This window comes from Acidovorax sp. KPB24-07, assembly GCF_057543315.1.
The window spans coordinates 1-13,632 of the sequence record NZ_BAAJYS010000088.1; the positions used below are offsets into that span (position 1 = coordinate 1).

The 13,632-nt window shown below is 68.8% G+C and carries 12 protein-coding genes and 3 pseudogenes; 6 read left to right on the top strand and 9 right to left on the bottom strand.

Annotated features, from left to right (window positions below; translation table 11 throughout):
• From AC27IQ_RS11670 to AC27IQ_RS11695, 6 genes and pseudogenes are all read right to left on the bottom strand, one after another.
• Nucleotides 1-142 (bottom strand): annotated as a pseudogene (locus AC27IQ_RS11670) (mannitol dehydrogenase family protein); the annotation flags it as partial.
• A 13-nt stretch (nt 143-155) separates the two neighbouring features.
• The gene (locus AC27IQ_RS11675; RefSeq protein ID WP_284396881.1) at nt 156-1,166 is read right to left on the bottom strand and encodes a zinc-binding alcohol dehydrogenase family protein; all 1,011 of its coding nucleotides are present in this window, start codon (nt 1,164-1,166) and stop codon (nt 156-158) included.
• Between the two features lie 58 nt (nt 1,167-1,224).
• Nucleotides 1,225-2,001, bottom strand: a complete 777-nt coding sequence (locus AC27IQ_RS11680) for a transporter substrate-binding domain-containing protein (RefSeq protein ID WP_272567691.1) — start codon at nt 1,999-2,001, stop codon at nt 1,225-1,227.
• Between the two features lie 80 nt (nt 2,002-2,081).
• Complete coding sequence (locus AC27IQ_RS11685) at nt 2,082-2,810, bottom strand: amino acid ABC transporter ATP-binding protein (RefSeq protein ID WP_284396876.1); 729 nt, start codon at nt 2,808-2,810, stop codon at nt 2,082-2,084.
• Nucleotides 2,794-3,444, bottom strand: coding sequence for an amino acid ABC transporter permease (locus AC27IQ_RS11690; protein WP_487089572.1), 651 nt, complete (start codon nt 3,442-3,444; stop codon nt 2,794-2,796). Before AC27IQ_RS11690 ends, AC27IQ_RS11685 begins: the two co-directional genes overlap by 17 nt.
• 18 nt (nt 3,445-3,462) lie before the next feature.
• Complete coding sequence (locus AC27IQ_RS11695; RefSeq protein WP_284429973.1) at nt 3,463-4,146, bottom strand: amino acid ABC transporter permease; 684 nt, start codon at nt 4,144-4,146, stop codon at nt 3,463-3,465.
• Between the two features lie 217 nt (nt 4,147-4,363).
• Between AC27IQ_RS11695 and AC27IQ_RS11700 the strand changes: the two genes are divergently transcribed.
• Nucleotides 4,364-5,056 carry a FadR/GntR family transcriptional regulator gene (locus AC27IQ_RS11700; RefSeq protein ID WP_487089573.1) on the top strand — a complete coding sequence of 231 codons (693 nt, stop codon included), beginning with the start codon at nt 4,364-4,366 and terminating at the stop codon, nt 5,054-5,056.
• 573 nt (nt 5,057-5,629) lie between these two features.
• On the opposite strand, the pseudogene AC27IQ_RS11705 reads toward AC27IQ_RS11700, so the two are convergent.
• Nucleotides 5,630-5,923: pseudogene (locus tag AC27IQ_RS11705) on the bottom strand (response regulator); the annotation flags it as partial.
• Nucleotides 5,820-6,470, bottom strand: a complete 651-nt coding sequence (locus AC27IQ_RS11710) for a response regulator (protein WP_317352481.1) — start codon at nt 6,468-6,470, stop codon at nt 5,820-5,822. The pseudogene AC27IQ_RS11705 and the gene AC27IQ_RS11710, both read right to left, overlap by 104 nt.
• A gap of 306 nt (nt 6,471-6,776) precedes the next feature.
• Here AC27IQ_RS11710 and AC27IQ_RS11715 point away from each other — a divergent pair, with 306 nt between their 5' ends.
• Both AC27IQ_RS11715 and AC27IQ_RS11720 read left to right on the top strand, forming a co-directional pair.
• On the top strand, nt 6,777-7,565 hold the full coding sequence (locus AC27IQ_RS11715) for an ABC transporter substrate-binding protein (RefSeq protein ID WP_487089574.1): 789 nt from the start codon (nt 6,777-6,779) through the stop codon (nt 7,563-7,565).
• A 1-nt stretch (nt 7,566) separates the two neighbouring features.
• Complete coding sequence (locus AC27IQ_RS11720) at nt 7,567-10,125, top strand: ATP-binding protein (RefSeq protein WP_317352488.1); 2,559 nt, start codon at nt 7,567-7,569, stop codon at nt 10,123-10,125.
• Nucleotides 10,126-10,191: 66 nt separating this feature from the next.
• On the opposite strand, the gene AC27IQ_RS11725 is transcribed toward AC27IQ_RS11720, so the two are convergent.
• Nucleotides 10,192-11,130, bottom strand: coding sequence for an isopenicillin N synthase family dioxygenase (locus AC27IQ_RS11725; RefSeq protein ID WP_284430240.1), 939 nt, complete (start codon nt 11,128-11,130; stop codon nt 10,192-10,194).
• A 674-nt stretch (nt 11,131-11,804) separates the two neighbouring features.
• On the opposite strand from AC27IQ_RS11725, the gene AC27IQ_RS11730 reads away from it, so the two are divergent.
• The 3 genes and pseudogenes from AC27IQ_RS11730 to AC27IQ_RS11740 all read left to right on the top strand — a co-directional run.
• Entirely contained in the window at nt 11,805-12,833 is a 1,029-nt protein-coding gene (locus AC27IQ_RS11730) for an ABC transporter substrate-binding protein (protein WP_487089575.1), read from the top strand.
• Between the two features lie 16 nt (nt 12,834-12,849).
• Nucleotides 12,850-13,374 carry a nucleoside deaminase gene (locus tag AC27IQ_RS11735; protein WP_487089576.1) on the top strand — a complete coding sequence of 175 codons (525 nt, stop codon included), beginning with the start codon at nt 12,850-12,852 and terminating at the stop codon, nt 13,372-13,374.
• 88 nt (nt 13,375-13,462) lie between these two features.
• Nucleotides 13,463-13,632 (top strand): annotated as a pseudogene (locus tag AC27IQ_RS11740) (urease accessory protein UreD); the annotation flags it as partial.

Consider the following 13,632-nt stretch of genomic DNA (forward strand, 5'->3'; position numbering starts at 1 on the left):
CGCGGTCGGTGGTCTGCACCACGGTGATGCCGCCCAACGCATCGCCCGCGCCGGGAGCGCCCGCGAGCGCCTCGGACACGAACAGATCGACGTGCGCCTGCAGGAACCGGCTGGTGCCGAACTGGAGGATGGGTTGGACCATGGCGGCGCGTTCCTCAGACTTCCACCAGGGCCTTGACCACGCCCTGGGCGGGGTCCAGCAGCCGCGCGAAATCGGCCGGCACGTCGGCCAGGGCCATGCGGTGCGTGTTGAGCGCCGCCGTGGGCACCTGGCCCGCGCGCATGGCGGCCAGCACGGTCTCGAAGTCTTCGGTGGTGGCGTTGCGGCTGCCCAGCAGCGTGGTCTCGCGCTTGTGGAATTCGGGGTCGGAGAAGGTGATGGTGTCGCGCACCACCGAGATCAGCACGTACTTGCCACCGTGCGCCACGAAGCCGAAGCCGCGCTCGATGGCCTTGGCATTGCCCGTGGCATCGAACACCTGGTCGTAGAACTCGCCGCCCGTGGCGGCGGACAACTGCGCCTCGTCGCCCTCGCCCAGCGCCACGGCATGGGCCACGCCCAGCTCGCGCTGGCAAAAGGCCACGCGGTCCTGCCGGCCGTCGATGGCCGTCACCTCGGCGCCGCGCAACTTCGCGAAGATCATGGCGGCCATGCCGATCGGGCCGGCCCCCACCACCAGCACGCGCTGGCCGGGCTGCACGTCGCCCCGGCGCACGGCGTGCGCGCCGATGGCGAGGAACTCGATCATCGCGGCCTGATCCAGCGTGGCGCCCTCGGCGCGGTGCACGAAGGCCTCGGGCAGCGAAAGCACCTCGGTGAAAGCGCCGTCGCGGTGCACGCCCAGCACCTGGATGTTGACGCAGCAGTTGGTCTTGCCCTGCCGGCAGGCCACGCAGGTGCCGCACGACAGGTAGGGCATGACGTAGACCACGTCGCCCACCGCCAGCCGCCCGCCAGGCACGGCCTCTTCCACCACGCCCGACAGTTCGTGCCCCATCACCCGCGGGTACTGCAGGAACGGCTGGTTGCCCGTGTAGATGTGCAGGTCGGTGCCGCACACGCCCACGCGCTTGACGCGCAGCAGCACTTCGCCCTCTCCGCGCACGGGGCGTTCGCGCTCCACGGCGCGCAGGGTGCCAGGGGTTTCACAGATGACGGTCAGCATGGGGGCTCGCAATGCAGGAAAAAGAGGGGTGGGTGGGTCGGTGGAATGGGCCGCTGGCTCAGTTGCCGCCGTGGTACTTCTTGTAGATCGCCACGAGCTTGCCGTTCTCGGTGTTCTTGGTGATCCAGTCGTTGATCCAGGCCTTCAGCTCGGGCTCGTTCTTGCGCAGGCCGACGCCGAGCGGCACCTTCTGCATGACGAACTTCTGCACCAGGTCCTTCTGCGGCGATTTCGCCAGGACCGTGTTCACGATGGCGGGCGAGGTGGCGATGATGTCCGCCTGCCCGCTCACCGCGGCGGTGACCAGCGTGGCGTCGTCGTCGAAGCGCACGATCTGCGCGCCCTTGGCGCCCTGCGTGACGACCTTGTCGTTGTTGGAGCCGCGCGTGGTGGCCACGCGCTTGCCCTGCAGGTCTTCGAAGCCCTTGATGTCCGCGGCCTTGGGGGCGGCGACCACGGCGAGGATCTGCGCGTAGGGCACCGAAAAGTCGATGACCTTCTCGCGCTCGGGCGTGACCGACAGCGAGGCGACCACGATGTCGGCCTTGCCCGTCTGCAGGAAGGGAATGCGGTTGGGGCTGGTGGTCTGCACCATCTCCAGGGCCACGCCCAGGTCCTGCGCCAGCAACTGCGCGGTCTCCACGTCGGAGCCCACGGGCTTCATCGCGTCGTCCACGAAACCGTAGGGCGGCGATCCGGTGTCGAGAGCGATGCGGATCTTCTTGGCCTCGCGGATGTCCTTGAGCAGATCGGCATGGGCGCTGCCGGCGCCGAAGGCCATCAGGGCGGCCGAGGCCAGCAGGGTGCGCAGCAGGAAGGAACGCGGTGTTGTCATGGGGCTTTGTCTCCGTGTGAAAAGGAAGGGTTGGGGGTCGGCCCCGTCTGGCGCGGGGCTCGGGAATCACCGTGGCAGCGCTACAGGCCGTTGCCGACGAAATCGCGCAGCTCGGTGGTGGCTGGCGCATCGAGGATCGAGGCCGGACCGTGCTCCCACACGCGGCCCCGGTGCATGAAGATGACCTCGTCGGCCACCTTGCGCGCAAAGCCCATCTCGTGCGTGACGAGGATCATGGTCATGCCGCCTTCGGCCAGCTTTTCCATCACGCGCAGCACCTCGCCGGTCAGTTGCGGGTCCAGCGCCGAGGTCACCTCGTCGAACAGCATCAGCTGCGGCTGCATGGCCAGCGACCGGGCGATGGCCACGCGCTGCTGCTGGCCGCCCGACAGCTGCGAGGGGTAGCAGTCGGCCTTGTCGGACAGGCCCACCTGCGCCAGCACGGCCTGGGCGCGCTCGCGCACCTCGGCCTTGGCGGCCTTTTGCACCAGGCGCGGGGCCAGCATGATGTTCTCCAGCACGGTGAGGTGCGGGAACAGGTTGTAGCTCTGGAACACGATGCCCACGTCGCGGCGCAGCTGGTGCAGGTTCAGCCCGGGCGCGGTCACCTCGTGGCCGCACACGCGGATGCGGCCGGCATCCACCGTCTCCAGCCGGTCGATGCAGCGCAGCGCCGTGCTCTTGCCCGACCCGCTCTGGCCGATGATGGCGACCACTGAGCCCTTGTTCACCGTGAACGACACGCCTTCCAGCACGCGGGTGGCGCCGAAGCACTTGGAGATGTTCTCGATCTCAACGATGGGCGACATGAAAGCTCCTCTCCAGGCGCCGGCTCAGCACCGACAGCGGGTAACACAGGGCGAAATACAGGGCCGCCACGATCACGAAGATCACGAACGGCTCGAAGGTGGAGTTGTTGATGATCTGGCCCGCCCGCGCCAGCTCCACGAAGCCGATGGCCGAGGCCAGCGAGGTGTTCTTGACGATCTGCACCATGAAGCCCACGGTGGGCGGCGTGGCGATCTTCACGGCCTGCGGCAGGATCACGTGCCACACGCGCTGATGCCAGCGCAGGGCCAGGCATTCCGCGGCCTCGGCCTGCGTGCGCGGCACCGACTCGATGCAGCCACGCCAGATCTCGCCCAGGTAGGCCGACACGTAGATCGACAGCGCCAGCGCCGCTGCCGTGAGCGGCGCCACGTTGAACCCGAGCGAGGGCAGGCCGAAATACGCCAGCGGCAGCAGCACCAGGAGCGGCGTGCCCTGGATCAGCTTGATGTAGGTGGACACGGCCAGGCGCGACCAGCGCGGCCCGTACGAGCTGCCCAGCGCCACGGCAAAGCCGAGCAGCCCGCCGCCGGCGAACGCCAGCAGCGAAAGCCCCACGGTCCACAGCAGGCCGTCGAACAGGAAATGAAGGTGCGATGCGTTGAGAAAGCCCATGGTGCGTGCCTGCGGCTTTCAAAGGGGGGTGCCCAGGCGCCGGCGGCGCGGGAAGGCGACCATGGCCACCAGCCACAGCGCGCCGCGCATCACCAGCGACATGGCCAGGTACGCCGCGGCCACGATGAGATAGGTCTCTACCGAGCGGAAAGTGTCCGACTGGATGCGGTTGGCCACCGCGGTCAGCTCCTCGGCCGAAATCTGCGAGCAGATCGACGAGGCCAGCATCAGCAGCACGTACTGGCTGGACAGCGCCGGGTACACGCGCTCGATGGCCGGCGGCAGCACCACGTGGCGCAGTGTCTGCCAGCGCGACAGGCCCATGCATTCGGCCGCCTCCAGCTGGCTTTTGGGAATCGACTCGATGCCCGCCCGCACGATCTCGCTGGTGTAGGCCCCCACGTTCACCACCAGCGCCACGATGGCCGCGGTGAAAGCGCCCACCTGCATGCCCAGCGAGGCCAGCCCGAAGTACACGATGAACACCTGCACCAGCAGCGGCGTGTTGCGGATGACCTCGATGTACACCCCCGCCAGCCGGGCCAGCCAGCGCGAGCGGCCGGTGTTGGCCAGTGCGCAGAACACGCCCACCAGGAAGCCGAAGAAGGTCGATGCCAGCGACAGCGACAGCGTGGTCCACGCCCCTGCCAGGAGGTCGGGCCAGTAGGCCAGCGGCGCGGAGAAGTCGAAAGCGTAGTTCAAGGCAGTGTCGGCGTGCGGACCGCTCGGCGGCCCATCGCAGGGGTTTCTGGTAAGGCCAATTTGAGCGCCAAATTCAAATTGGCCTTACCGGGTTAACCCCAGCCGCAGGGTTTTCAGCGATCCAATGCTTGGAATCCGGTGATTTCACCCTCTACACTGCGCGCAGCCCCTCGTTTGGTCAGGCCATATGGTCTGGCCAATTTCATATACACGCTCGATGAACGACTCCACCAAAGCCCTCGAATCCCGCCGCCTGTACCAGCAGATCGCGGACAAGGTGCGCCTGCTGATCCAGCAGGGCGATTACCGGGAAGGCAGCCGCCTGCCGCCCGAGCGCGATCTGGCGCAGCAACTGGGCGTGTCACGCCCCTCGCTGCGCGAGGCGCTGATCGCGCTGGAGATCGAAGGCAGCGTGGAAATCCGCATGGGCTCGGGCGTGTATGTGTGCAGCCGCGCGCTGCGGCGCTCCGCCCTGCCCCCGTCCATGGGCGAGAGCCCGGCCGAACTGATGCAGGCGCGGGGCGCGGTGGAGGGAGCAGTCATTGTGCTGGCGTGCGTGCACGCCACGCCGGAGGGCCTGGTCCGTGTGCAGGCGAGCATCGACGCCATGCGCGCCGACATCGCGGCCGGGCGCGACGTGCTGGAGCACGACCGAGAGTTCCACGTGCGCATCGCGGAGATGACCGGCAACTCGGTGCTGGTGCGGCTGGTGGGCAGCCTGTTCGACGAGCGCCGCGGGCCGCTGGCCAGCCACATGCGCGAGCGGCTGGAAGGCCAGCCGACCTGGCACGCGGCCCTGGCCGAGCATGAGCAGATCTACCGCTGCCTCGCGGCGCGCGACCCCTTGCTGGCGGAGTCGGCCATGCGCTCGCACATCCGGGCGGCGGCGGACCGCTGGGTGATGCCCTGAGGCGTGCGGACGGGTCCTGAACGTCAGGGCGCCAGGTGGTCCCGCAGCGCCTTCCAGCCGGCCACGGCGGCCGGCACATCTTCGGCGATGGCGGCCTGCTTCGAGGCCGGCTGGCCACCCGGTGGCCTTCGCTGCGGCCCAGCGTGAGCAGCACGGTGCGCAGGTTGTGCGCCAGCCGGCGCAGCGCGGCCAGGTCGGCCGCCGCCGCGGCCCGGTCACCTTCTTCGCCATCCCTGGCGAACTGAACGAAGCAACGCTCGCGGTAGGCCTCGAACAGGGGGCGGTTGTTGGCGAAGTGCGTGGCCACCGCCAGGGCTTCATGGTCCGCCAGACCCGGCGCTGCGGCCGGGGCCGCCGGCCCTGTGGAGACGGGCGGCGCGGCCTGCAGGTTCTGGCCGGACAACTGCAGGGCATCCCGCACGCAACCCTGCAGATCGCCCACCGAGGCCGGCTTGGCCAGCGTGCGCCAGATGTTCGTCGACGCCAACTGCTCTCGCACCTTGTGTTCAATCCTGCGCTGAACACCACGACCTTGGCGCCCGCTGCGAGGGAGGGGTCGGCGGCCATGCGCTGGATCAGCCCCATGCCGGATTCCCCGGGCATCATGAGGTCGGTGATGACCAGCTGGACGCGGTGCTCCGCCAGGAACTGCAACGCCTGCTCCACGCTGCTGCAGACCTGCAGCCGCACCGGCAGGTCGTCGAGCACCATGGCAACGAAGCGGGACACCAGGGCATCGTCTTCCACCAGGAGGACGACGGGTTCATCCATGGCGCAGCTTTTCAATGCAGGCCTGCAGCGCGCCGGGCAATTCGGCGACCAGCCGGGGCTTGTGGATGACAGACACGCCCTGCAGGGCGAAGGCATAGGGCGCGCGCTGCGACTCGTCGAGCGAGGTCACCACGATCAACTCGCTGCGCGCGAACTGGGAATGGGACCGCAGCGTGGTGATCAGGGTCGCGCCATCCAGTCCGGGCAGCAGGATGTCCACGATGAGGATGTCCGGCTGCAGTTGCCCATACAGGGCCAGGCCGGCAATGCCGTCGTCGGCCACCTGCAGCCCCAGTTCGGGAAACTGCTGCTGCACGATGAGCTGGATGAGGTTCTGGAAGTGCGTCGAATCCTCGATGAGCAACAGCAGGGGCTTTTTCGGCGCGCCGGCCTCGGCCCCGGGCCGGGCGTCGTCCGCTCGCCGATTGTGCGGCGGGGAGGGGGCGGCCTTGTTGCCCTGCAGCCATTGCTGAACGGACGCGCGGGAAATGCGCCGGTGTCCGCCGGGCGTCTTCCAGGCTTGGAGCTCCCCGCGGTCCACCATGAGTTGAACGGATCGAACGGCCATGCCGAGCAGCTTGGCCACCTCCAGGGTGGTGCAGTGATCGGTCAGATCGGAGATCTCAGGAGCAGATGTTGCCATGCGTGAATTGTGCCGCTGTTGGGTTCAAAACAAACAAATTTAAAGATGATAAAAATGATTTTTCTGATTAAAATCCGCCCATCGCGCCATTTTTTATTTCTATCATTTTCTCACCGCCCACGCCATGGTCATCACCGCTCGTCGCCCCCGCACCAGCGCCTGGCAAAAAGCCCGCTTCGCGCGCCCATGGATCGGGCAGGGGCCTATGATGCACGGACACCCCAGGCCGCCCTCCCGGCCGGCCTGCATCCCGAGGACATCGCGTGCCCTTTTCCCTGCAGGGCACGGCCCTGAAGAATGGATGGCATGAAGCGGATCGCCCTTTCCCTGTCGCTGCTGGTTTGCATGGCCGCGTGGCCGGCTGCAAAGGCCGAGTCGGTGTCCGACCGGGTGCGCTCGACCGGGGTCTTGCGGGTCTGCATCTGGCCCGACTACTACGGGGTGACCTACCGCCATCCTCGCACGCGGGAGTTGAAAGGCATCGACATCGACCTGTCGGCCGAACTCGCGAAAGACCTGGGCGCGCGCCTGGAGTACGTGGATTCATCCTTTCCATCGCTGGTGGCCGACCTCACCAGCCGCCGCTGCGATGTGGCCATGTCCGCCATCGCCGTGACGCCGCAGCGCCGGCAGGTGCTGGACTTCACGCAGCCCTACCTGCACAGCGACGTGTATGCCATCACCACCAAGAACAATGCGGTGGTCACGCAATGGGCCGACATCGACCAGCCCGGCGTGCGGGTCGGCGTGCAGCGAGGCACCCTGACGGGGCCGCTCATGACGGCGCAACTGCACCATGCGCGGGTGGTACCGGTCGACGCGCCGTCCACGCGCGAGCAGGAGCTCATCTCAGGCCGCGTGGATGTGTTCATGACCAATTATTTCTACAGCCGCCAGTTGCTGGACAACGCCAACTGGGCCAAGCTCCTCGTGCCGGCGCATTCGATCCAGGTCGTGCCCTACGCCTACGCGGTGCGTCCCGGCGATGGTGCGTGGCTGCGGCAGATGAACGACTTCGTGGTCCGCATCAAGCGCGATGGCCGGCTCAAGGCCGCCGCGGAAAAGAACGGCCTCGGCCAGGTGATCGAGCCCTGAAATGACGATGAAGCGCCGCGCCCCCTCCCCCCCATCGCCCGCGGCGGAACCGGCGCTGCGCTTTCGTGGGCTGCCTGCGAGCGGCCTTGTGCTGGCCGCCGGCGTGGCGGCCGCGCTGCTGGCCGCGGCCGCGATGGCCCTGCTGGCTGTGAACGACATGCGCGCGACGATGACCGCCAGCCAGGTACAGGCCCAGCTGCTGGCCCGAATCATCGAAGACCAGGCCGCCCGCACGTTCGATGCCGGCGACATGGCACTGGGCGTGCTCGCGCATTCGCAGGCACTGACCGAGGCACCCACCAGCACGCAGGCGATGGAGGTCGCGATGCGGCAGGTGCTGGCGGGGCTGCCCTTCATGCGCGGCGTGGCGGTGGTGGACACCAAGGGCCTGGTGGTCGCGAGCACCGTCAACGGCGAGGCCGGCACCTTCATCGACGTCACGGGCCTGGGGCCCTGGGTGGAGGAAGAACACCAGCGCATCGGCCCGCTGGTGCCGGGCCGCAGCCTGGGCAGCCTGCGCCGCACCACGCCCCCCGACGTGGCTCCGGCGGGCATGTCGTTCATACCGCTGCTGCGCGGCTTTCGCACCAACGGCGGCCGGGACATGATGCTCGTGGGGCTGGTCAACCCTGGCGCGCTGTCGAACTTCCAGTACCTCACGCTGGAGTCCCTGAGTTACGACGCGGTGATCGCCACCGACGACGGCCAGGTGCTGGCCAGCTCGGCGCCCGCCGCCGCCCTGGCCGGCCGGCGGATCGACCACCTGCCCGTCTTCCACAGTTACCTGCCCCACCGCGACTTCGCCAGCTACGTCGGCCAGGGCGTGCTGGGCGGCGACCGCATCCTGGCCTTTCGTGCCTCGCGCGACAAGCCGCTGGTGGCGATCGTGGAGGAGCCCTATGCGATGGCGCTGGACCGGTGGCTGCAGGAAGCCCGGAGCATGCTCGGCATCGGCCTGGCCGCCGTGCTGCTCGCCCTGGGACTGACCGCGACCGCCTGGCGCGGCCTGCGCGCGCGCGAGGCCGCGCAGCGCTCGATGAACCTTGCGCAACGCAAGATCGCACAGAGCCAGCACGATCTGGCGGTGCTCATCAGCAGCGTGCAGGAGCTGATCTTCCGCACCGATGCGCACGGCGTCATCACCTATGCCAACGCGCGGTGGGACACGATCAGCGGGCGCAGCCCCTCGCATGCCGTGGGGCAGACTCTGCCGGACATCGTGGACTCGATCAGCCGCAACGAGGTCCTGGCCATGCTCGACACCGAATCCACGGCGCAGGCGCGCACCTGCCAGGCCCTGATCCGCAGCGCCGATGGCCGACACCTGCTGTTCGAGCTGGCGGTGGTCCCGCTCGTGAGCGAAGGGCGCATTGCCGGCTTCGCCGGCAGCGCAGTGGACGTGACCGGCCGCTGGGAAGCGCAACTGAAGCTTCAGGCCCAGCTGGCCTTCCAGAACCTGCTGCTCGAAACCAACCCCCTGCCCATGTCCCTGACGGACAAGAACCATTGCGTGGTGCTCGTGAACCGCGCCTGGGAGGAATACAAGGGACGGGGCCGCGCGCAGGTGATCGGCGAGCGGCTGCATGCCTTCCTTCCGCCGGACGAGGCCAACGTCGTGGTGGAGGCGAACCAGTGCCTTCTGATGCAGGGCGGCAAGATGACGCTGGAGACCCGGCTGCTGCACGGCGACGGCACGCACCGCGACGCCCGCGTCTTCAAGGCGGCGCTGACCGACGAGATGGGCCATGCCACTGGCGTGCTCAGCATCCTGATGGACGTGACCGATTTCCGCATGGCCGAGCGAGCCATCCAGGAGGCGCGCACCGCGGCCGAGGAGGCCTCGCGCACCAAGTCGGAGTTCGTGGCCAACATGAGCCATGAGCTGCGCACGCCGCTGCAATCGATCATCGGGTTCGCCGAACTGGGCACGCTGCGCAGCCCGGCCGATGCGCGGCTGGCCGGCATGTTCAACGACATTCACGCGGCAGGGCAGCGCATGCTCACACTGGTCAACGACCTGCTGGATGTGGCCAAGATCGAAAGCACGGTGGGCACCTTCCACCTGGAGCGCACCGACCTGCGCGGGCTCATCCGCTCGGTAGCGCGGGAGTTCGACCCCCTGCTCGCCCGGCACCGGCTGTATCTGCATCTGGACCTGCCGGATCTGCCGCTGGTCGCCAAGGCCGATCCGCTGCGGTTCCAGCAGGTCGTGCGCAACGTGCTGGCGAACGCGGTCAAGTTCTCGCCCGGGGGATCGACCATCGAGCTGCGCGGCTTCATGGACGGCCTGGGGCAGATCCATATCGAGATCGAAGACAGCGGACCGGGCGTGCCCGAGGAGGAACTCGAGCGCATCTTCGAGGCCTTCATGCAGTCCAGCACGACGCGCGACGGCTCTGGCGGCACCGGCCTGGGGCTGGCCATCTGCCGCAAGATCGTCGAGGCCTTCGGCGGGCGCATCCATGCGAGCAACGCGGCCCAGGGCAGCGTGTTTCACATCATCCTGCCGGCGCGCGGCGCGTCCGAAACCATGCCGGCGCCGCTGACCTCGACGGTGTAGTGGCTGGGACCTGCTGCGGACTGGCTAAGCCCCGCGGCCAGGCCTTTCGAAAGCCGCCTGACGCGCTCAGTACTTCGCGAAATTCGCCGTGATGCGCTGGCGCAGGTAGTCGCCCGCGGTGATCGGCGGGTACTTGCGGCCCGGCCCTTCCACCACGGCATCCTCGTTCGCCTGGCAGAAGAACGCCAGGCTGTAGCGCGCGCCCTGGTATTCGTGGGGCAGCGGATTGCGCACGCGGTGGAAGTTGCTGGGCAACTGGTCATCGCTCCAGCGCGTCAGCATGTCGCCGATGTTGCAGGTGATGACGCCTTCGGCCGGCTCCACGCTGGTCCACTGGCGGCTCTCCATCTCCTTGCCGGGCAGCACCTGCAGCCCGCCCTGGCCTGGGCGCTGGAACAGCAGCGTGAGGCAGTCGAAGTCCGTGTGCGCGCCCGCGCGCCACAGGCCCAGCTCGTCCTTGAGCGCCGGGTCCACGGCGAAGTAATGGAGCATGCGCAGGGTGCTCTGGTAGGCCGCGCTCGACGGGTCGTGCGCGCGGGTGAAGAAGTCCGGATCGAACCCCAGCCGGTCCGCAAAGCACGACAGCAGCTGCATGCCCACGTGCCAGCACTGCGCCTCGAAGCGCAAGGTGGCTTCCTGGAACCCCGGCAGCTCAGCCTCGCTGGGCCACAGGCCCGCCATGCGAGGCCGGGTGACCTGGTAGGACTCCTTCTGGTCGGGCGTGCGCGTGGACGGGCGCACCTGCGCCTTGTGCTCCCAGCCGGCATTGCGCGCCAGCGGCCACTGCGCCTTGGTCTCGCGCGGCAGGTCGAAGAACGCCTCGGCGCGCGCGAAGGCGTTGCGGATGTCCTCCACGGCAATGCCGTGGCCGGTGACCTGGAAGAAGCCGATCTCGACCGAGGCGCTCCACAACTGCTCGGCGATCTCGGCCTTGCGGTGCTCGAAGTCGGACAGGTCGATGCGCCGGATTTCTCGGGCGCTGGTTTCAGCGCCCATGCCGCCCATGCGGGCTTCCTTTTCCAGTTCGCCGCGCACATCGGCGGTGGCGTCTGCGGGGTCGGCAGGGGAGATGGCGGGGAGGTTGGCGGTGCTCTGCTGCATGGCGGGTTTCCTCTTTGGATGAACCAAGGCCCATGGCGTACACGGCCAGGCAGGCACGCGCCACGGGGCTCTTGAAGGGGACAAAGGCGGCGACCGTCGGCACGCATTCGCCAGGACGGCAACGGCGCGCCGGCGGCCACCACCGGCTTCAAGAGCAATGACCCGCCGATGGCCCGCGCGGTGCGGGCCATCGGGCTGAACGCTTCTACTCTTGCGGGGCGTGCAAGCAAATCGCAGGCCAATCCGTGTGCAGCGGGTGGGCAGGTGCCATGGCGCAGCGGCTGCACGCGCCGCGCCGCCGCGCCTCACCGCAACGGGGACGGCCATGCACCAGCCGCGTGCCTGCCCCGCCGGGAATGCACCAGCGGCGACACGCCTCGGCCATGCCTCACCCACCCACCCCGATGGGGCTCGAACTGCGTTGTGCAGGCACGCTTCATGCAACGCCGCCTCCGAGTAGAAGCGTTCAGCCCGGCCCGTTCCCCCACGCGCCGTTGCCCGGAAATTGCTCAGTTCGCACCGATGCACGGCGCAGATGCGCCGTGGCCGGTCGTTACCCCGAACCTGGAGCCACCGCCATGCAACGCCGCCGATTCCTCGCCACCTCCGCCACCACCCTCCTGTCCGCCACCCTGGCCGCGCCCGCCGTGCATGCCCAGGGCAAGGCCACCACACCGCTCAAGTTCACGCTCGACTTCCGCGTGACCAGCCAGACCGCGCCGTTCTTCCTGGCCGCCGCCAACGGCTACTACAAGGACGAGGGGCTGGACGTGGCCATCGACGTGGGCTCGGGCTCCGTGGCCTCGATCACGCGCGTGGCCAGCGGGGCCTACGACCTGGGGCTGGGCGACATCAGCGCGCTGGCGGAGTTCCACGCGCAGAACGCCGATGCGCCGGTACAGGCCATCTACCAGTACTACAACCGCGCGCCCTTCGTCATCATCGGCCGCAAGGACCGCGGCGTGACCACCGACTTCCAGTCGCTCAAGGGCAAGCGCGTGGCCGCCGCCGCCGTGGAATCCACGCGCCGCAGCTGGCCCATGGTGGCGCGCCAGCTCAACACCAGCCCCGACCTGTTCCAGTGGGTGACCACCGACTTCAGCGCGCGCGACAACGTGATGGTGCGCGGCGACGTGGACGCGGCCACCTACTTCCACGACTCGGCAGTGTCCCTGTTCACCCGCATGCCGCCACAGGACCTGGCCGTGCTCGAGTACGGCAAGACCGGGCTCAACCTCTACGGCAACGCCATCCTGGCCGGCCGGCTGCTGCAGGAGCGGCCCGACGTGGCGCGGGCCTTCCTGCGCGCCACGAACCGGGCGCTGCGCGAGACGCTCTCCAACCCCGACGCGGCGATGGCCGCCATCAAGGCGCGCGAGCCCATCCTGAACATGGACATGGAACGCGCCCGCTGGGCCATTACCCGGCAGTACCTCGCCACGCCCGAGACGCAGGCCATCGGTCTGGGCGGCGTGCAGGCGGACGTGCTGGCGCGGCAGATCGACGAGATCGCCACCACGTTCGGCCTGGCCCGCAAGCCGGCGGCAGAGCGCGTGTTCAACCCGGCGTTCCTGCCCCCTGCGGCCGACCGCAAGGTGCCGGCCTGACAGCGGAGACCGCCCGATGAACATGCCTGCCTCCCCCACTTGCGAACTGCCCGAGGAAGTCCCCCTCGCCCCGCGCGACGGCCTGTACCTGCGCCGCGCCATCGCCCTTGCCGACCAGGCCCGCGCGCGTGGCAACCGCCCGTTCGGCGCCATCATCGTGGGTGCGGACGACCGCATCCTGGCCGAGGCCTGGAACGCCAACGGCGAGACCGGCGACTGCACGGCGCATGCCGAGACCTCGGCCGTGCGGCTGGCCAGCCCGCACCATCCGCGCGAGGCCTTCGCGCAGGCCACGCTGTATTCGTCCGGCGAGCCCTGCGTGATGTGCGCGGGCGCGATCTTCTGGGCCAACATCGGGCGCGTGGTGTACGGCATCGACGCCGTGCGGCTGCGCGCCTTTCGCGGCGAGCGGCTGGACCAGCGCGACGCCGAGCTGTCGTGCCGCGACGTGTTCGCGGCCTCGTCCCATGCCATCGAATGCATCGGCCCGGCGCTGATCGAGGAGTCCTCGGCCTCGCACCGGGGCGCGTGGAAAGCCTGAAGCCCATCCCCTGCGCCCGGTCGGCATCGAATCGGCCCGATGCCGGCGGATATCATGCCGGTCTAGCTCACGATTTGATAGCAACCGCATGACTTGGCACGCCCACCTGCAACTGGACTACCGCCGCGAGGCCGAGCGCACGGTGGCGCGCTTCGAACACGGCGGCCCGCTGCGCATCCTGCAAAGCCTGTACCCCGAAGGCGATGCGGTGTGCCACAACGTGCTGGTGCACCCGCCCGGCGGGTTGGTGGGGGGGCG

What these genes read in the sequence shown, in the direction of transcription:
- AC27IQ_RS11710 (WP_317352481.1), bottom strand. Translation starts at nt 6,470, where the DNA reads ATGGCAACATCTGCTCCTGAGATCTCCGATCTGACCGATCACTGCACC.
- AC27IQ_RS11720 (WP_317352488.1), top strand. Translation starts at nt 7,567, where the DNA reads ATGACGATGAAGCGCCGCGCCCCCTCCCCCCCATCGCCCGCGGCGGAA.
- AC27IQ_RS11700 (WP_487089573.1), top strand. Translation starts at nt 4,364, where the DNA reads ATGAACGACTCCACCAAAGCCCTCGAATCCCGCCGCCTGTACCAGCAG.
- AC27IQ_RS11680 (WP_272567691.1), bottom strand. Translation starts at nt 2,001, where the DNA reads ATGACAACACCGCGTTCCTTCCTGCTGCGCACCCTGCTGGCCTCGGCC.
- AC27IQ_RS11715 (WP_487089574.1), top strand. Translation starts at nt 6,777, where the DNA reads ATGAAGCGGATCGCCCTTTCCCTGTCGCTGCTGGTTTGCATGGCCGCG.
- AC27IQ_RS11685 (WP_284396876.1), bottom strand. Translation starts at nt 2,810, where the DNA reads ATGTCGCCCATCGTTGAGATCGAGAACATCTCCAAGTGCTTCGGCGCC.
- AC27IQ_RS11730 (WP_487089575.1), top strand. Translation starts at nt 11,805, where the DNA reads ATGCAACGCCGCCGATTCCTCGCCACCTCCGCCACCACCCTCCTGTCC.
- AC27IQ_RS11725 (WP_284430240.1), bottom strand. Translation starts at nt 11,130, where the DNA reads ATGGGCGGCATGGGCGCTGAAACCAGCGCCCGAGAAATCCGGCGCATC.
- AC27IQ_RS11735 (WP_487089576.1), top strand. Translation starts at nt 12,850, where the DNA reads ATGAACATGCCTGCCTCCCCCACTTGCGAACTGCCCGAGGAAGTCCCC.
- AC27IQ_RS11675 (WP_284396881.1), bottom strand. Translation starts at nt 1,166, where the DNA reads ATGCTGACCGTCATCTGTGAAACCCCTGGCACCCTGCGCGCCGTGGAG.
- AC27IQ_RS11690 (WP_487089572.1), bottom strand. Translation starts at nt 3,444, where the DNA reads ATGGGCTTTCTCAACGCATCGCACCTTCATTTCCTGTTCGACGGCCTG.